Source organism: Bradyrhizobium sp. Leo114, from assembly GCF_055229415.2.
The window spans coordinates 73,506-90,593 of the sequence record NZ_JBUYEN020000028.1 but is presented as its reverse complement, the minus strand read 5'-3'; the positions used below and the strand labels follow the sequence as shown (position 1 = coordinate 90,593).

Sequence of the window (17,088 nt, the reverse complement as noted above, 5' to 3'; positions counted from 1 at the left end):
CATCCTTACCCACGAAGGTCCCGGGCTACGCTTGCGCTTCACCCGGGCTACGGGTCATTGGCCGCCGTTTCCGTTGCCGTTCTCGCCATTCTCGCTGTCGTCGCCGATATGCTCGACCGAGACGACATGCTCGTCGTCCGCGGTGTCGAATACGATGACGCCCTGGGTCGAGCGGCCGGCGATGCGGATGTCGCCGACGGGGCAGCGGATGAGTTGCCCCTTGTCGGTCACCAGCATGATCTGGTCGGCCTCCTCTACCGGGAACGAGGCCACCAGCTTGCCGTTGCGGCTGTTGACACTCATGGCGACGATACCTTTGCCGCCGCGGCCGGTGGTGCGGTACTCGTAGGATGAGGTCCGCTTGCCGTAGCCGTTTTCGGACACCGTCAGCACCACCTGCTCCTGCGCCGACATATCGACATAGCGCTCCTGCGAGAGCTGGATCGCGCCTGTGGCCTCCTCGGCCTCGGTCTCGACCGGCTCCTCGGCGGTCGCTTCGCCTGCGACCGCGCGGCGCATCTTCAGGTAGGCCGAGCGCTCGTCCGAGGTCGTCTCGACATGGCGCAGGATCGCGAGCGAGATCAGCTTGTCGCCCTCGGCGAGGGAAATGCCGCGCACGCCCATCGAGGTACGGCCGGTGAAGACGCGCACATCGGTGACGGGGAAACGGATGCACTGGCCGCCGGCGGCGGTCAGCAGCACGTCGTCATGCTCGGTGCAGATCTGCACGTCGACGATCGCCTCGCCCTCCTCCAGCTTCATGGCGATGATGCCGGAACGGCGGACGTCGACGAAGTCGGACAGCTTGTTGCGACGGACGTTGCCGCCGGTGGTGGCGAACATCACGTCGAGATTCTTCCAGGAGGATTCATCCTCCGGCAGCGGCATGATGGTGGTGATGCGCTCGCCCTGCTCCAGCGGCAGGATGTTGATCAGCGCCTTTCCGCGCGCATTCGGCGCGGCCATCGGCAATCGCCAGACTTTCTCCTTGTAGACCTGGCCGCGCGAGGAGAAGAACAGGACCGGCGTATGGGTCGACGCCACGAACACGCGGCTGACGAAATCCTCGTCGCGGGTCTGCATGCCGGCCCGGCCCTTGCCGCCGCGGCGCTGGGCGCGATAGGTCGACAGCGGCACGCGCTTGACGTAGCCGGCGTGCGACACGGTCACCACCATGTCTTCGCGCTGGATCAGATCCTCGTCCTCGACCTCGCCTTCCTGCTCGACGATAACAGTCCTGCGCGGGGTGGCGAACTCGGCCTTCACCTCGGCAAGCTCGGTCTTGACGATCGCCTGCACCCGGGCGCGCGAGCGCAGGATGTCGAGATAGTCGGAGATCTCCGCCGCGAGCTTGGTGAGTTCCTCGCCGATCTCGTCGCGGCCGAGCGCGGTGAGGCGCTGCAGCCGGAGGTCGAGGATTTCCCTCGCCTGCTCCAGCGAAAGGCGGATGGTGCCGTCCGGATTGATGCGGTGGCGCGGATCGTCGATCAGCGTGATCATGTCTTCGACGTCCCGCGCCGGCCAATCGCGCGACATCAGGGTTTCGCGCGCGGCCGCCGGATTCGGCGAAGAGCGGATGACGCGGATGACCTCGTCGATATTGGCAACCGCGATGGCCAGGCCCACCTGGAGGTGTGCGCGGTCGCGCGCCTTGCCGAGCAGGTATTTGGTTCGCCGGGTCACCACCTGTTCGCGGAAGTTGACGAAGATCGTCAGCAGATCTTTCAGGTTCATCGTCTGCGGACGGCCGGAATCGAGTGCCAGGATGTTGGCCGGGAAGTTGGTCTGCAGCGGCGTGAAGCGGTAGAGCTGATTCAGCACCACGTCCGGCATCGCCTCGCGCTTCAGTTCGATCACGACGCGGAAACCTTCGCGGTCGGATTCGTCGCGCAGGTCGGAAATCCCCTCGATCTTCTTCTCGCGGATCAGCTCGCCGATCCGCTCGACCATGTTCGCCTTGTTAACCTGGTACGGGATCTCCGTGATGATGATCGCCTCGCGATCCTTTCGCAGGGTATCGATCGTGACCTTGCCGCGCATCACGATCGAGCCGCGGCCGAGATGATAGGATGCTCGGATGCCCGCTCGACCGAGGATGATGCCGCCCGTGGGGAAATCCGGCCCCGGAATGATGTTGATGAGGTCGTCGATGGTGAGCGCCGGGTTGTCGATCAGCGCCACACAGGCGTCGACGACCTCGCCGAGATTGTGCGGCGGGATGTTGGTGGCCATACCGACGGCGATGCCGCCCGCGCCATTGACCAGGAGGTTCGGAAACCGCGTCGGCAATACCGACGGCTCTTGCTCGCTGTTGTCGTAGTTGGGCTGGAAGTCGACCGTGTCCTTCTCGATGTCCGCCAGCACAGCCTCTGCCGCCCGCGTCAGGCGTGCTTCGGTGTATCGATAGGCCGCCGGCGGATCACCGTCGACCGAGCCGAAATTGCCTTGGCCGTCGATGAGCGGCACGCGCATCGAAAAATCCTGCGCCATGCGCACCATGGCGTCGTAAATCGACTGGTCGCCGTGTGGGTGATACTTACCGATGACGTCGCCGACCACGCGCGCGGACTTGACGTACTTCTTGTCCGGCGTATGCCCCTGGTCGTACATCGAATACAGGATGCGGCGGTGGACCGGCTTGAGCCCGTCACGCGCATCGGGGAGCGCCCGCGCCACGATCACGCTCATGGCGTAGTCGAGGTAGGACTTCTTCATCTCGTCGAGGATGGAAACGGGACGAATGTCGGAGGGCCCCGACGGCTCGCCGGGCTTGTCGTCTTCAGGTTCTGACAAAGGGGGAATCCGGGTCGGTTCTACTGCAGAATCATATAGCGTATCGGGGGCCCGACCACCACCCCGGAACGGCCTCGGCGACCGGTTTTTCCCTTCGTTTTTTCATAGACTTACGGGGTCGACCGGCGCGCCGCGGGAACACCCCAGCGGCGTGCGGCAAGGCGCCCTCCGAGGTCAGGAAACCGCCCGCGGGCCGTTGGCGGCGCCCGCATCGCCGCGCCCTGTCGGTTAGATCGATTTCCTCACAATTCACATTAACCGGAGCCACAAGCAACCCGGCCGCGGCACATCAAGCCATATCAATCGCTTGACGCTGATATCCTGCAGTCATTGAAGAGGATAAGTTCGACGCAAGCTGTATCGCGCGAGGGAGATTTTCATCCTCACGCGATCTTTCCGGCAACGTACCGCTCGATCAGAACGGGATATCGTCGTCCATGTCGTTGTTGTTGCGGGCGCCGGCCGGCACGGCGCGGCGTGGCGCGGAACTCGAGGGGCCGCTGACGCCGAAATCGCCGCCACCGCTGCCCATGTCGTCGGAGAAGCTGCCGCCACCGCCGCCCCTGCCGTCCAGCATCGTGAGGTTGGAGTTGAAGCCCTGCAGCACCACTTCGGTCGAATATTTCTCGACCCCGCTCTGATCGGTCCATTTCCGGGTCTGGAGCTGGCCCTCGACGTAAACCTTGGCGCCCTTCTTCAGGTATTGCTCGGCGACCTTGGCGAGCCCTTCATTGAAGATGACGACACGGTGCCACTCGGTCTTTTCCTTGCGCTCGCCGGTGGCCCGGTCGCGCCAGGTCTCGGAGGTCGCGACGCTCAGATTGGCGATCGGACGGCCGTCCTGGGTCCGCCGGATTTCCGGGTCCTTGCCGAGATTGCCCACCAGAATGACCTTATTTACGCTTCCCGCCATCGCCGCTCTCCACTCAATCACTGGGCCGGCCGGTTACACGGCGGCCACATTCAGTCTTCGCTAACCACATCTTACATTGCTGACGGACCCTATACGCTCGCCGACACCGTCGGGCGCAGCCATTCCCCGTCCATTGCGCGGTTATCCACATATAGCACCAGCCGCGCCATTGTTCCAGTTTTGTTCCATGCAACTTGACATAATCGTGGTGGCATTGTGGCCCAAATTTGGTGCGGCCAGGATGGAACCCGAAATCGACCCTGGGGTTCCATAAAACATCAAGAAAACCATTAACTTATGTTCCCGGTACTTCGCCGTGAAGTGTTGCGTTTCGGCGACGGTATTTCCGGTTGAATCGGAGTATATGCCTAAAACGACGGCGCGGCGCTCGCGTCTTTAATACCGTAACGCTTCGGGACCAAATTGAAGCGAACAAAGGCTGGAGAGCTACGATGAAGAAGTTTTTGCTTGGAACGGTTGCCTTGGTTGCGCTGGCTGCGCCCGCCTCGGCTGCCGATCTTGCCGCGCGCCCTTATGTCAAGGCTCCGCCGGCGCCCGTCGCCGTCGTCTACGACTGGACCGGGTTCTATATCGGCGGCAACGGCGGCTGGGGAACGAGCCGCAACCGCTGGGACGTCCTTGGTTTCAGTGACGGCTCCCATAACGCCGACGGCGGCACTGCTGGTGGTCAGATCGGCTATCGCTGGCAGATGGGCACCTGGGTGTTCGGCGTCGAAGGCCAGGGCAATTGGGCCGACTTCAAGGGCAGCAACATCAGCCTGCTGACGGGCATCGACACCAACGAGACCAGGGTCGACGCCTTCGGCCTGATCACCGGCCAGATCGGCTATGCTGCCAACAATGTGCTGTTCTACGTCAAGGGCGGCGCGGCCGTGGTCGCCGATCGCTACCGCGTGCGTGACGCCTTCACCGGTTTCCCGATCACCAACGACATCAACGACACCCGCTGGGGAGCCTCGGTTGGCGCTGGCATCGAGTACGGCTTTGCGCCGAACTGGTCGGTCGGCGCCGAGTACAATCACATCTTCCTGGGCAATCGCTCCTACGATTTCGTCAACAATGGCTTCGCCGGCCCGGCCGGCAGCCTCTTCGCCACCGAGAATATCAAGCAGGACATCGACCTCGTCACCGTCCGCGTGAACTACAAGTTCGGCCTCGGCGGCGCTCCGATCATCGGGCGGTACTGATCTCGCGATCGGATATCAATCTTAAGAAAAGGCCGGCCTTGCGCCGGCCTTTTTGTTTGCGTGTCGTTAGTTCCGAGCCGCTCATCTGCGAAGCTCCGCTTGCGCGGGCCCCTCTTGCTGCCAGCTACTGCCAAAGCTGCACGCAGGAAATGCGATCAGAAACAAATCGTTGATGATTCGTGCTGAGCACTGGAAATCGTCGCCCGTTCTTCCTATGTTCCGGCATCACCCCATCGGCGCCGTGGTAGGGATTTCCGACGACGCGCGCCCATAACGTGGCGCGCTTACAAGCGCCTGGAAATGCCGATATGGATGAAGTGCTCAGGGCGAAGCGCCAACCGACCGCCGGCTCCTCAACGCGTGCCATCACGATCCGCGGCGCGCGGGAGCACAATCTCAAGAACATCGACGTCGAGATTCCCCGCGACAAGCTCGTCGTCTTCACCGGCCTGTCCGGCTCCGGCAAGTCCTCGCTTGCCTTCGACACCATCTATGCCGAGGGCCAGCGCCGCTATGTCGAATCGCTGTCGGCCTATGCCCGCCAGTTCCTGGAGATGATGCAGAAGCCTGATGTCGACCAGATCGACGGCCTCTCGCCCGCCATCTCCATCGAGCAGAAGACCACCTCGAAGAACCCGCGCTCGACCGTCGGCACTGTCACCGAGATCTACGACTACATGCGCCTGCTCTGGGCCCGCGTCGGCGTGCCCTATTCGCCGGCCACGGGATTGCCGATCGAGAGCCAGACCGTCTCGCAGATGGTCGATCGCGTGCTCGCCTTGCCCGAGGGCACTCGCCTCTATCTGCTGGCGCCGGTCGTGCGCGGCCGCAAGGGCGAGTACCGGAAAGAGCTCGCCGAATATCTCAAGAAGGGTTTTCAGCGCGTCAAGATCGACGGCACCTTCCATGAGCTCGCCGAAGCGCCGAGCCTCGACAAGAAGTTTCCGCACGACATCGACGTCGTCGTCGACCGCATCGTGGTGCGCCCCGACATCGGTCAGCGTCTCGCGGAGAGCTTTGAGACCGCGCTCAAGCTTGCCGAGGGCCTTGCGGTGATCGAATTCGCCGACGCCCCGGCGGCAGCTCCCGCCGAAGAAAAGAAGAAGACCGCAAAGATCCACGACAAGAGCGGACCGGAACGCATCCTGTTCTCGGAAAAGTTCGCCTGCCCGGTCTCCGGCTTCACCATCCCCGAGATCGAGCCGCGGCTGTTCTCGTTCAACAATCCCTATGGCGCCTGCCCCGCCTGCGGCGGCCTCGGCATCGAGCAGCATGTCGACGAGGACCTCGTCATTCCCGACAAGGATCTGTCCCTGCGCAAGGGCGCGATCGCGCCGTGGGCCAAGTCCTCCTCGCCCTATTACCTGCAGACGCTGACCGCGCTCGGCAAGCACTACAAGTTCACGCTCGACACCAAGTGGAAGGACTTGGCGAAGAAGACGCAGAACGCCATCCTGCACGGCTCCGGCGACGACGAGATCAAGTTCTCCTATGAGGACGGCGTCCGCTCCTACGACACCAAGAAGCCGTTCGAGGGCGTGATCACCAACATCAACCGCCGCTACCGCGAGACCGAGAGCGAGTGGGCGCGCGAGGAGCTGGCGAAATATTTCACCGACATTCCTTGCGCCGCCTGCAGTGGCTATCGCCTCAAGCCGGAAGCGCTGTGCGTCAAGATCGGCGGCAAGCATATCGGCGAGATCGCCGACCTGTCGGTGAAGCGCGCCGGCGAGTGGTTCGAGACCGTGCCGGAAGCGCTGAACACGCAGCAGAACGAGATCGCCGCGCGCGTGCTGAAGGAAATCCGCGAGCGACTGACCTTCCTGCTCGACGTCGGCCTCAACTATCTCACGCTGTCCCGCTCCTCCGGCACATTGTCCGGCGGCGAAAGCCAGCGCATCCGACTCGCGTCCCAGATCGGCTCGGGGCTGACAGGCGTGCTCTATGTGCTGGACGAGCCCTCGATCGGCCTGCACCAGCGCGACAATGCGCGGCTCCTGGATACGCTGAAGCGGCTGCGCGACCTCGGCAACACCGTGGTCGTGGTCGAACATGACGAGGACGCCATTCGCCTCGCCGACTACGTGCTCGACATCGGCCCCGGCGCCGGCATGCATGGCGGGCATATCGTCGCGCAAGGCACGCCCGCCGAGATCATGCGCAATCCGAAATCGCTGACCGGCAAATATCTCACCGGCGAGCTTTCGGTGCCGATCTCCGACCGGCGGCCGCCAAACCATCGCCGCACCATCAAGGTCGTCAACGCCCGCGGCAACAACCTGAAGAACGTCACGGCGGAGATTCCGCTGGGGCTGTTCACCTGCATCACCGGCGTCTCCGGCGGCGGCAAGTCGACGCTCCTGATCGACACGCTCTACAAGGCGATCGCGCGCAAGCTCAACAATGCCAGCGAAGCCGCCGCGCCGCACGACCGCATCGAGGGCCTGGAGCATATCGACAAGATCATCGACATCGACCAGTCACCGATCGGCCGTACCCCGCGCTCGAACCCTGCGACCTATACCGGCGCCTTCACGCCGATCCGCGAATGGTTCGCCGGCCTGCCCGAGGCCAAGGCACGCGGCTACGAGCCCGGGCGCTTCTCCTTCAACGTCAAGGGCGGCCGCTGCGAGGCCTGCCAGGGCGACGGTGTCATCAAGATCGAGATGCACTTCCTGCCGGACGTCTACGTCACCTGCGACGTCTGCAAGGGCAAGCGCTACAACCGCGAGACGCTGGAGGTTCTATTCAAGGGCAAGTCGATCGCCGACGTGCTCGACATGACCGTGGAAGAAGCCGCCGATTTCTTCAAGGCGGTGCCGCGCGTCCGCGAAACCTTCCAGACCCTGCACCGCGTCGGTCTCGACTACATCCATGTCGGCCAGCAGGCGACCACGCTATCGGGCGGTGAAGCCCAGCGCGTCAAACTGGCAAAGGAGCTGTCAAAGCGCGCCACCGGCCGCACGCTCTACATCCTGGACGAGCCGACCACCGGCCTGCACTTCCACGATGTGGCAAAACTGCTGGAGGTGCTGCACGAGCTGGTCGCCCAGGGCAACACGGTCGTCGTCATCGAGCACAACCTCGAAGTCATCAAGACCGCCGACTGGGTGATCGACCTCGGCCCCGAAGGCGGCGACGGCGGCGGCGAAATCGTCGCCTGGGGTCCGCCGGAGGACATCGCCAAGGCACCGCGGAGCTACACCGGCAAATTCCTGGCGCCGGTGCTGAAGAAGGCGAACAGTAAGCCACGCAAGAGCAGCGCGAGCGAAGCAGCGGAGTGAGGGTTTTCCGACGCTTCGGACGCGTTCCGGTGCAAATCGGTTTCGACCTTGATCTAACGCAATGCCACGATGATTTGAGCGTCTACTTTTCTGCGATGGTTCACCCCCTTGTGGATCACCGCAATGATCATCGAGCTGCTAAGCCAAGAGCATCGCAATATTGAACGGCTGCTTGCCGTCCTCGAGCACGAATTGGATATTTTCGATCGCTCAGGCCGGCCGGACTACGAGGTCATCCGCGCCATCATCGCCTATTTCGAAGTCTATACTGAGATATACCATCATGCTCAGGAAGACCGTGTCTTCGCCAAACTGAAAATTCGCGATCCCGCCGCTGCAGCGAAGATCGGCGATCTCGCGCATGAGCACCGGGAAGGCGCCAAGGGATTGCACCTCGTCGCCAAAGCCGTCGACGGCGTGCTTGCTGATCGCGAGTTCCTTCGTCAGGACGTGGACCGCATCGTTCGCGATTTCCTGGAGCATGAGCGGCGTCATATCAGGATGGAAGATCGTGATTTCTTTCCGGCCGCGCTGAAGGCATTGCAGTCCGAGGATTGGACCGAAATCGCGTCAGCCTTGTCCCCCACAAGGATCCGCTGTTCAGCGACGCCACGGAAGCCAGGTTCGATGCGCTGCGGGCTCATATCCTGCAGCTCGAGCAGGAGGCCGAAGCCGAGCGACATTAGTGCAACTGCCCTCCGGCGGCATGCGGCAACAGCCAATGCCGATCGCAGGTTTGCGACCGCTTTTCCATTTGTTAATTTCGCAATTGTCTCAGCGCGTGCTATCTCTTCTCCCGCCGAATGCCCTACTCCCTTGTCATCTTCGACCTCGACGGCACGCTTGCAGACAGCTTTCCCTGGTTCCTGCGCAACGTAAACGATGTTGCTGACCGCTTCGGTTTCCGCCGCGTCGCGGATGAGGACGTCGAAGAGCTGCGGCATGCCGGCTCGCGCGAGATCGTCGCGCGGCTTGAAGTGCCGATGTGGAAGATACCCATCATCGCCCGGCATATGCGCCGGCTGAAAGCGGAGCACCTAGCCGATATCGAACTGTTTCCGGGTACCGAAACCATGCTGCGCACACTCAAGGACGGCGGCATGCAACTGGTGCTGGTCAGTTCGGACAACGAGGCGAACGCACGCCGGCTGCTCGGCGAGACTACGGCGCTGTTCTCCTCGTTCGATTGCGGCGCGTCGATCTTTGGCAAGGCCGCTAAATTCAGCCGCGTCCTCAAGCGCGCCGACCTAGCGCCGTCACAGGTGATTTCGATCGGCGATGAAACCCGTGACATCGAAGCCGCGCGCGCCGTCGGCATCGCCTGCGGCGCCGTGTCGTGGGGCTATGCGGCGCCCGCCAAGCTGCGGGCGCTCGGGCCCGACCTGATGTTCGAGCGAATGGAGGATATTGCTTCGTCCCTTTGCGGCGGCGCCGAAGGGCGGGTTACGCTTCGCTAATATGGGCCTAGGCACGAACCTCCATCCGCGCGTTAGAGCATGATGAGATCAGGTCGAGTTGGCGCCACGTCGGAGGTGCCTTACCTCTCCCCGTCGGGGAGAGGTCGGATCGCATCGTGAGATGCGATCCGGGTGAGGGGGATGAGCTCGATCGAGGAACCATAACCGCTCACCCGGCGCTGCGCGCCGACCTCTCCCTATGGGAGAGGTGGACAACCGCGGTCACGCCGATTCGAAGACAAGTCATCCCGCTCTAGTGCCGCAGAAAAGCTCCGAACGCGCGCGGACCGTCGCCGACCTTGGTCTCACCGATCACCTTAAGCTCGGCCGCATCGATGACGCTGAGCGTGTTGCTCTCCCAGTTTGCCACGACGACGCGACGCGCATCCGCCGTCGCGGCGATCCCTTCCGGATAGTCACCGACGCTGATGCGCTTGATCGGCGCCAGCGTCGCGAGATCGAACACGCTGACGGTGCCGTCATATTGGTCGGTGACGAAGCCACGGCCCTGCGCCAGCGCAACCGCATAGGGGCGCAGGCCGGCCTTCACACGACCGATCTCACGGCCCTCTGCGATATCGATGACCGACACGTCGTTTGATTCGACATTGGCGGTGTAGGCACGCCGGCCTTCTGCATCGATAGTGACTCCAAACGGATGCATCCCGACCTTGATGACCGCCCGCCGGTCGCGCGTTGCGGTATCGATGACGGATACAGTGTTGTCGTCGCGGTCCGCCGAGAGCAGGAGCCGGCCGTCGGGCGTCACCGCGAGGCCCGAGGGCGATGCGCCGACCGCGATATCAGCGACAACGCGCAGCTCCAGCGGATCGATCACCCGCACCGCAGCGGCATGCCAGTCAGCCACATAGACCGCCGCACCGTCCGGCGATACCGCGACACCGAGCGGACCGCCGCCAACTTTGACCTGCCCGACGACCTGGCGCGCGGCGGCATCCACCACCGTGAGCGCCTTGGCCTCGGGGCTCGTCACATAGGCGAAGCGTCCATCCAGCGTGACGGCAACGCCGGCCGGCTTGCCGCCGATCGCGATGGTCGCGACCGGCTGCACGGTTGCGAGGTCCACGACCGTCAGGTTTTCGCTGAGCTGATTGGTGACGAACGCCTCCTCGGCGGAAGCTGAGCCGATGCTGGCGACCACAGCCGCCAGAACGATGGCCCGCATGATCAGCTTCCGCTCTCGACCTTCTTCTTCAGCGCCTCAAGCCCTGAACGATAAAGCCCGCTCACCGCCTTCACCGCGGCCTCATCGTTCAGCTCGGGTGGCGGGTCGTTGTTGGGATAGCCGCGATAGAAGGCGCCGGCCCACTCCAGGACGCTGCCCTTGCCGTCGGCCCTTGGCGATATCGTCAAGGTCGAGGAATAGTTGGTGACCGGCAGCACCTTCACGTCAACAGCCGTAATCCGGTACGAATAGCTCAACTTCTCGGCGTCGTATTTGTAGAGCTCCTCGTCGAGCGTGCCGCCGCTCGCAAGCGTCAGCCGCCGCGTGGCGCCGATCTCGTTGCCTTTCTCACCTTCGGTCTTGCTGACCGGCTGCAGCCAGCTCATGTCCTGAAAATTCCCGATCACTGCCCATACCTTTGCAGGCGGCGCGCTGATCTCGATTGATTCCCGCACCTTTTGCCGGGTCGGTCCATGGGCCCAAGCCGCCCCTACCACAGCCAGCGCCGCCACCACGGCTCCCACCTTCGCGATCGTCACTCTCATGTCGTTTCCCCATTTATCTTATCTTGGCGGCCCGCAGGCGCGCGGGCTGCCATATCGTAAGGCATTTTCAGACCAAACGCGGCTGGTTTGTGGCGCGGGCGGGAGCGGTGCTGGACCAGAAAGACGAGCGCCCCGCGGGTCAGCGCCCTGCTCGCCTCACTCCTCGATCGCCGCCTCGACGAACCCATGGGGATCATCGCAGAACTCGCGCATGACCCTGTAATGATCCGTGTCCTTCACGTTCACCGGCTCGAGTCCGTATTTCGACAATCGCAGCAGCGTCGCATTTGGATAGGCCATCAGGATCGGCGAATGCGTGGCCATGATGATCTGGCATTGGCCAGTCTCGTCCATCCGGCGCATCAGCTTCAGGAATTCGATCTGGCGCGAGGGCGACAGCGCGGATTCCGGCTCGTCGAAGATAAAGATGCCCTGACGCTGGCAGCGTTCTTCGAAGAAGTAGAGAAAGCCCTCTGCGTGGGAATAGGAGAGATAATCGGGGGGCGCTTCGCTGGTTTGATCCAGATATCTTGCGACCGAGAAGAACGTCTCCGCCCGGAAAAACCAGCCGTAGTTGACCTTGGGCAACCAGCCGGCGCGCAGGGCAGCCGACAGGTCTTCGCCCGTCGATTCGATGGCGCCGGAATGATCGACCGGCCTGTATCCCTTCCCGCCGCCTGCGTTGTCGAACCCGGCAAGCGCTGCGATCCCTTCGAGGATGGTCGATTTGCCGGTCCCGTTCTCGCCGGCGATGATGGTGATGGCTGACTCGAAACTAAGATCGAACTCGTCCCTGAAAATAGGAAGGCAGAATGGATAGGCTTCCCAATCCGGAACGAGGGACCTATCGAGCCAGACCCGCTTCAAATACGGCGCAGGCAGATTGATCGTTCGGTGTCGTCTTCGGCCCATGTCCCCGCCCCACTCTATTCCGCGATCGCCGCCTGCACGAAGCCCATCGGGTCCGCGTAGAACGCGCGCATCACCTTGTAGTGGTCTGTCTGCTCGACGGTAATGCGCTCAAGGTCGTATTTCGTCAGCCGCAACAGCGTTGCGTTTGGATAGGCCATCAGTACCGGCGAATGCGTGGCCATCAGCACCTGGCAATGTCCTGTATCGTCCATGCGGCGCAGCAGTTTCAAGAATTCGATCTGGCGCGCAGGTGACAGCGCCGATTCCGGCTCGTCGAAGATGAAGATGCCCTGACGCTGGCACTGCTCGTTAAAGAAACGCAAAAAGCCTTCGCCGTGAGAGTGGGAGAGGAAGTCTGGAGGGATGCCGCGACCAACTCCCGGAATAAATTCGTTGTTGACCTCGTCCAGATATCTCGCAACCGAAAAGAAGCTCTCCGCCCGAAAGAACCAGCCATTGGTGATTTTCGGCAACCAGCTTGCGCGAAGCGCGGTCGACAATTGCCCGCCCATCTTCTCGATCGCCTTCGAGTGATCGACCGGCATGTAGCCATTTCTGCCGCCGGCCTCGTCGAAGCCGGCCAGCACCGCTATACCTTCCAAGAGCGTCGATTTACCGGTGCCGTTCTCACCGACGATGATGGTGATCGCACGGTCGAAGCTGAGCTCGAAATCCTCGCGCAGAAACGGCAGGCAAAATGGATAAGCCTCCCGGTCCGTGATGCGGGACGGATCGAGCCAGACGCGCCTGAGGTAGGGCGCCGGCAGATTGATCGTTCGGCTTCTTCGCGAGGCCATGGGCGCACCTAACAACCGACGCAGTTCAGAGCTTCAATCCCGGGATGATTATCTGGCACAGATCACGGAACACAACAAGAACGATCCTGCCGATGAGCGTCCGCCCCGCGCCGAGCGCCACCTACGCTCTTTTCCGCAAAGCCATTCTCGGCGAGCAGCAGGTCGTCTGCACCTACGAGGGCCGGCCGCGCGAGCTTTGCCCGCACATCATCGGCACCAACAAATCAGGCGAAGAAGTCGTGCTGGCCTGGCAGTTCGCCGGCGAGAGTTCAGGCAGGCTCCCGCAATGGCGCTGCCTGCGGCTCGCCAATGTGCGCGACGCCCGCCTGCGCAAAGGACGCTGGCACGAAGGCGGCTCGCACCGCACCGAGCAGACCTGCGTCAGCAACATCGATCTCGACATCAACATCCACGTCCGCGGGCGGCGGTGACGATGTTTGCGTCCTAGCCGCCCGCGCAATGCCAGACCCTCATGGTGAGGAGCGCGTAGCGCGTCTCGAACCATGAGGCCCCGATCTCGCCCGCGGCCATCCTTCGAGACGCCGCGCGAGGCGCGGCTCCTCAGGATGAGGACTGAGCACGTGGTCTCGCATGCCGCCCGAGCGAAAATTCTCCTGCAATATCAAAGTGATTTGCCTCGTCCAGTCGCCCGACGAAAAACATTCCGCTTCGTTCTCACCGCAAATCACCTTAGAAACCGCACCGTCCCGCCTCCACTTGGAGGGGCGTATCGCGATCGTCACGGACGTTGGAAGCGGGATGCGATGGACGTGGCTGCGTCAGGCGCGGAGAGCGCTGGACGGATGGCATGGCTGCGTACGGCGAAGTCGTGTGGTCCTGGCGCCCCGACGCTGGCGCTAAGCGCGCGAGCAGCAAGAGCTGCCGCGGGCGACGGTGGCAAAAAAGCCCGGTCACCGGGGAGAGTACGAAGTAAGCCGTAAAGCCGTCGCGCAGGGAAAGCCGGTGTGATCCCGGTTGAACCTGTGGTCCTACCCCCGTGCTTTTTGTTGCACGGGACCCACGGGTGCAACCAGCACCCGGCTTTCCCTGCGCCCTCTCTTCGAGGGTGGAAAGTGACGCAGAACTCGGACGCAAAGCGTCGCGAGAATGCGAACGCACATCCTCTCCCAAACTCCACCGTCATGCCCGCGAAGACGGGCATCCAGTAACCCGCGGCCTCTCGGCTCAAGCACGATCGCCTCTAGAATACTGGATCGTCGGGTCAAGCCGGACGATGACAGCGGAGAGCTGTTTGAAAATTGAATCGGAATCGTAGGGTGGGTAGAGCGAAGCGAAACCCACCATGCGGCCGCTTGCTATGAAGTCGATGGGTTTCGCTTCGCTCTACCCATCCTACAACATCGGAGAGAGCCTACTCCTCGTCCAGCACTTCGAGCACGAGCTCCATCGTCATCAGCATTGGATTGTCGCCGCGCACCAATTTCCCTTCGGCGATGCCCCCGAGATAGTCGACCAGCGCGATCTCGAGCTCGGCTTCAAGTTGGCCATCGGCATCGGGAGCGATCGTGCCGGCTCGGACCGCGAGCTCGGTCGCGAACGGCACCACTGTGCGGCCATCGGTGAAGCAGGCGCCGATGGTCGAACCGACGCCGCCATGCAGGCGCGCGTGCAGGATGCCATGCTGGCGGCAAAACTTCTCCAGCGCGCAGGCAAAATCCTGGTTCGGGCGCAGCCGCAGCGCAAAGGCGCGGCTGGCGGTCTCAGCACTGGTCGCCTGGCGCGGCACCGGGCCGAACAGTTTGAAATTGGTCTCCGCATCAGGCTCGGCGACAAACATCGCGCCATTGAGACCGAAGGCCTGCACCTCGAAAGGTTCGGCGACCACCGTCTCCTCCGGCAGCATATGGCCGCCGTTGAAGCGGCCGTCAGCCTCGGTCCACAATCCGTGGCAGTGGAAGAACGGCGCACCGTCGCGCTCGCCCAGCGTCATCGTGGCGAACTTGAGCCGGGTGATGCCATCAGGGCGAAATGTCTCGCTGTAGAATGCGGCGTTGGCGCCGGTCTTCGACAGTGCCGGCATCACGTAGGCGAACGGGCCGAGCGCGCCGCCGCTTGCGCTCAACACGCCGCCGGAAAACCCTTCCGCTGCGAAGCCGCGGCGCGCAGCTTCAAGCAGCGGAATGCCGGCCTGCAGCGTAAACGAAAACGCGCGCCCGCGCGCTTCGACCCATTGAATGCGCTCGCGCGCGATGGGACCCGGTTGGGCGATGCTGCGCATCACCCGGTCTGCTTGGTGGAGATGTCGAGCAGCCCGCGCGCTTCCAGCTCATCGCGGATCAGGCGCTTGGGTATCTTGCCGTAGCCCGACTTCGGCAGCGCATCCCAGAAGAAGAAGCGCTTCGGCATCTTGTAGCGCGGCACCTTCGGCGCAAGATAGGCGGCAAGCTCCGCCTCGCCGACCGCGCTGGCGCCCTCGCGCGCGACGCAGACGGCAACCCCGACCTCGCCCCAGAAGGGATCGGGCACGCCGAGCACCGCGACCTCGCCAACAGCAGGATGCGTCAGGATCTTCTCCTCGATCTCACGCGGATAGATGTTGGAGCCGCCGGAGATGTACATGTCGGACGCGCGGCCGGTGATGTAGACGAAGCCCTCTTCGTCCATGTGGCCGAGATCGCCGGTGCGAAACCAGCCGTCGCGAAACGCCTTCGCATTGGCTTCGGGATTGTCGTAGTAGCCCGCGAACACCGCGGGGCCGATCACGCAGATCTCCCCGGTCGCGAACGGCTTCAATTCGCGTCCCTGGTCGTCCTGGATCGAGACCTGCATGCCGACGCGCTCGAAGCCGCAGGTGCCGATCCGCGCATGCGGGCCGTCCTCAGGATCGTGCAGCGCCGGCGGCAGCACGGTGATGTTGCCGGTGACCTCGCCAAGGCCGAAATACTGCACCAGCACGGCGCCGAGCTTTCGCATCGCCAGCTTCTGGTCCTCGCGGTACATCGGCGCCCCCGCATAGATCACGTGGCGCAGCGAGGAATGGTCGAACTGGTCGACGGCGGGATGCTCGACCATCATCTTCAGGATCGTCGGCACGGTGAAGAGATTGCTGACGCGATGCTGCTCGATCAGCCGGAACGTCTCGGCGATATCGAATTTCTCCGATGGCAGCAGGATGGTCGGCACGCCGCGCGCCGCCTGCACGAGCTGATGGATGCCCGCGCCATGCGACAGCGGCGCGACCACGATCGAGGCATCCCGCTCGCTCACGCCGGGCGTCAGGTCGGCGAGGTGGTTGGTCACCACGAAGGCCATCTGACCGTGGGTCAGCACGGCGGCCTTGGAGCGGCCGGTGGTGCCGGAGGTGAAGAAGAACCAGCAGGGATCGTCATGCTCGACCGCGACATTATCGACCTTCGCGCCGGCATGCGCCGCGATCGCGTCAGTGACGGTCCGCTCGCCAAAACTCCCCTCCTCGCCGATCCGCCAGGTGAATTGCAGGGCGGGATTGGCGGCGGCCGCGGCATGCTCGGGAAAATCGCCGTGGCAGAGGAAGGCCTTGGCTCCGGAGGCTGCGGCGAGATAGGCGACCTCGTCGGGCATCAGGCGAAAATTGGTCGGGACCCAGACCGCGCCGAGGCGGAAGGCCGCGAACATCGACCAGAACATCTCGTCGCAGTTCTTGGAATGGACCAGGATGCGGTCACCCTTGCCGATGCCCCGCGCCGCCAGCGCAGCGGCAAGCGCCGAGACGAGGCCATCGATCTCGCGCCACGTCCAGCTTCGGTCCTGCCAAATGAACCCTGCGCGATCGCCGTGCCGGCGCGCATTCTGGGTCACGATATGCGCCAGGTTCATGACCCGGCGCGACATCCGCAACTGGCCGCCGCGCGGCGTGGCCGCGCTACCCGTCTCTCCGCTCATTTCCGTCCCATCGGGAATTTCATCACGCGGGGCTTCTCGCCACCCCTCCGCGGTTTATCGCCTCCGCACGGGGTTCGGCAAGGGCGGACCCGGCGCCTCCGGCTGCCCAGC

Annotated in this window: 13 protein-coding genes; 5 read left to right on the top strand and 8 right to left on the bottom strand. The window is 63.3% G+C overall.

What is annotated here, in order from left to right; translation table 11 throughout:
* Nucleotides 1-54 precede the first annotated feature (54 nt).
* Nucleotides 55-2,793: a DNA gyrase subunit A gene (gene gyrA, locus ACZIRK_RS29210; protein ID WP_130226928.1), complete on the bottom strand. Its 2,739-nt coding sequence runs from the start codon at nucleotides 2,791-2,793 to the stop codon at nucleotides 55-57.
* Between the two features lie 415 nt (nucleotides 2,794-3,208).
* Complete coding sequence (locus tag ACZIRK_RS29205; RefSeq protein WP_130226929.1) at nucleotides 3,209-3,706, bottom strand: single-stranded DNA-binding protein; 498 nt, start codon at nucleotides 3,704-3,706, stop codon at nucleotides 3,209-3,211.
* Nucleotides 3,707-4,158: 452 nt separating this feature from the next.
* Here ACZIRK_RS29205 and ACZIRK_RS29200 point away from each other — a divergent pair, with 452 nt between their 5' ends.
* The 4 genes from ACZIRK_RS29200 (at nucleotide 4,159) to ACZIRK_RS29185 (ending at nucleotide 9,655) form a co-directional block, all read left to right on the top strand.
* Nucleotides 4,159-4,914: an outer membrane protein gene (locus ACZIRK_RS29200; RefSeq protein WP_130226930.1), complete on the top strand. Its 756-nt coding sequence runs from the start codon at nucleotides 4,159-4,161 to the stop codon at nucleotides 4,912-4,914.
* A gap of 308 nt (nucleotides 4,915-5,222) precedes the next feature.
* A complete protein-coding gene (gene uvrA / locus ACZIRK_RS29195; protein WP_130226931.1) occupies nucleotides 5,223-8,198 on the top strand; it encodes an excinuclease ABC subunit UvrA in 2,976 nt (991 codons plus the stop codon).
* A 123-nt stretch (nucleotides 8,199-8,321) separates the two neighbouring features.
* On the top strand, nucleotides 8,322-9,077 hold the full coding sequence (locus tag ACZIRK_RS29190; RefSeq protein ID WP_245474787.1) for a hemerythrin domain-containing protein: 756 nt from the start codon (nucleotides 8,322-8,324) through the stop codon (nucleotides 9,075-9,077).
* Complete coding sequence (locus ACZIRK_RS29185) at nucleotides 9,002-9,655, top strand: HAD-IA family hydrolase (RefSeq protein ID WP_130226932.1); 654 nt, start codon at nucleotides 9,002-9,004, stop codon at nucleotides 9,653-9,655. The genes ACZIRK_RS29190 and ACZIRK_RS29185 overlap by 76 nt, the downstream gene beginning before the upstream one ends.
* Nucleotides 9,656-9,908: 253 nt before the next feature.
* Here the strand turns inward: ACZIRK_RS29185 and ACZIRK_RS29180 are convergent, their stop codons facing one another.
* From ACZIRK_RS29180 to ACZIRK_RS29165, 4 genes are all read right to left on the bottom strand, one after another.
* Nucleotides 9,909-10,841, bottom strand: a complete 933-nt coding sequence (locus ACZIRK_RS29180) for a YVTN family beta-propeller repeat protein (RefSeq protein WP_130226933.1) — start codon at nucleotides 10,839-10,841, stop codon at nucleotides 9,909-9,911.
* Between the two features lie 2 nt (nucleotides 10,842-10,843).
* The gene (locus tag ACZIRK_RS29175; RefSeq protein WP_474418676.1) at nucleotides 10,844-11,386 is read right to left on the bottom strand and encodes an SRPBCC family protein; all 543 of its coding nucleotides are present in this window, start codon (nucleotides 11,384-11,386) and stop codon (nucleotides 10,844-10,846) included.
* 156 nt (nucleotides 11,387-11,542) lie between these two features.
* Nucleotides 11,543-12,298 (bottom strand): AAA family ATPase, encoded by a 756-nt coding sequence (locus tag ACZIRK_RS29170; RefSeq protein ID WP_130226935.1) that lies wholly within the window; start codon nucleotides 12,296-12,298, stop codon nucleotides 11,543-11,545.
* Between the two features lie 14 nt (nucleotides 12,299-12,312).
* On the bottom strand, nucleotides 12,313-13,095 hold the full coding sequence (locus ACZIRK_RS29165; protein WP_130226936.1) for an AAA family ATPase: 783 nt from the start codon (nucleotides 13,093-13,095) through the stop codon (nucleotides 12,313-12,315).
* A gap of 92 nt (nucleotides 13,096-13,187) precedes the next feature.
* On the opposite strand from ACZIRK_RS29165, the gene ACZIRK_RS29160 reads away from it, so the two are divergent.
* Entirely contained in the window at nucleotides 13,188-13,526 is a 339-nt protein-coding gene (locus ACZIRK_RS29160; protein WP_130226937.1) for a hypothetical protein, read from the top strand.
* 941 nt (nucleotides 13,527-14,467) lie between these two features.
* On the opposite strand, the gene ACZIRK_RS29155 is transcribed toward ACZIRK_RS29160, so the two are convergent.
* Together ACZIRK_RS29155 and ACZIRK_RS29150 are read right to left on the bottom strand one after the other, a co-directional pair.
* Nucleotides 14,468-15,334 (bottom strand): PCC domain-containing protein, encoded by an 867-nt coding sequence (locus ACZIRK_RS29155; RefSeq protein WP_130226359.1) that lies wholly within the window; start codon nucleotides 15,332-15,334, stop codon nucleotides 14,468-14,470.
* The gene (locus ACZIRK_RS29150) at nucleotides 15,334-16,977 is read right to left on the bottom strand and encodes an acyl-CoA synthetase (RefSeq protein ID WP_130226360.1); all 1,644 of its coding nucleotides are present in this window, start codon (nucleotides 16,975-16,977) and stop codon (nucleotides 15,334-15,336) included. Before ACZIRK_RS29150 ends, ACZIRK_RS29155 begins: the two co-directional genes overlap by 1 nt.
* Nucleotides 16,978-17,088: the final 111 nt, after the last annotated feature.

What these genes read in the sequence shown, in the direction of transcription:
- ACZIRK_RS29205 (WP_130226929.1), bottom strand. Translation starts at nt 3,706, where the DNA reads ATGGCGGGAAGCGTAAATAAGGTCATTCTGGTGGGCAATCTCGGCAAG.
- ACZIRK_RS29200 (WP_130226930.1), top strand. Translation starts at nt 4,159, where the DNA reads ATGAAGAAGTTTTTGCTTGGAACGGTTGCCTTGGTTGCGCTGGCTGCG.
- uvrA (WP_130226931.1), top strand. Translation starts at nt 5,223, where the DNA reads ATGGATGAAGTGCTCAGGGCGAAGCGCCAACCGACCGCCGGCTCCTCA.
- ACZIRK_RS29190 (WP_245474787.1), top strand. Translation starts at nt 8,322, where the DNA reads ATGATCATCGAGCTGCTAAGCCAAGAGCATCGCAATATTGAACGGCTG.
- ACZIRK_RS29185 (WP_130226932.1), top strand. Translation starts at nt 9,002, where the DNA reads ATGCCCTACTCCCTTGTCATCTTCGACCTCGACGGCACGCTTGCAGAC.
- ACZIRK_RS29180 (WP_130226933.1), bottom strand. Translation starts at nt 10,841, where the DNA reads ATGCGGGCCATCGTTCTGGCGGCTGTGGTCGCCAGCATCGGCTCAGCT.
- ACZIRK_RS29175 (WP_474418676.1), bottom strand. Translation starts at nt 11,386, where the DNA reads ATGAGAGTGACGATCGCGAAGGTGGGAGCCGTGGTGGCGGCGCTGGCT.
- ACZIRK_RS29170 (WP_130226935.1), bottom strand. Translation starts at nt 12,298, where the DNA reads ATGGGCCGAAGACGACACCGAACGATCAATCTGCCTGCGCCGTATTTG.
- ACZIRK_RS29165 (WP_130226936.1), bottom strand. Translation starts at nt 13,095, where the DNA reads ATGGCCTCGCGAAGAAGCCGAACGATCAATCTGCCGGCGCCCTACCTC.
- ACZIRK_RS29160 (WP_130226937.1), top strand. Translation starts at nt 13,188, where the DNA reads ATGAGCGTCCGCCCCGCGCCGAGCGCCACCTACGCTCTTTTCCGCAAA.
- ACZIRK_RS29155 (WP_130226359.1), bottom strand. Translation starts at nt 15,334, where the DNA reads ATGCGCAGCATCGCCCAACCGGGTCCCATCGCGCGCGAGCGCATTCAA.
- ACZIRK_RS29150 (WP_130226360.1), bottom strand. Translation starts at nt 16,977, where the DNA reads ATGAGCGGAGAGACGGGTAGCGCGGCCACGCCGCGCGGCGGCCAGTTG.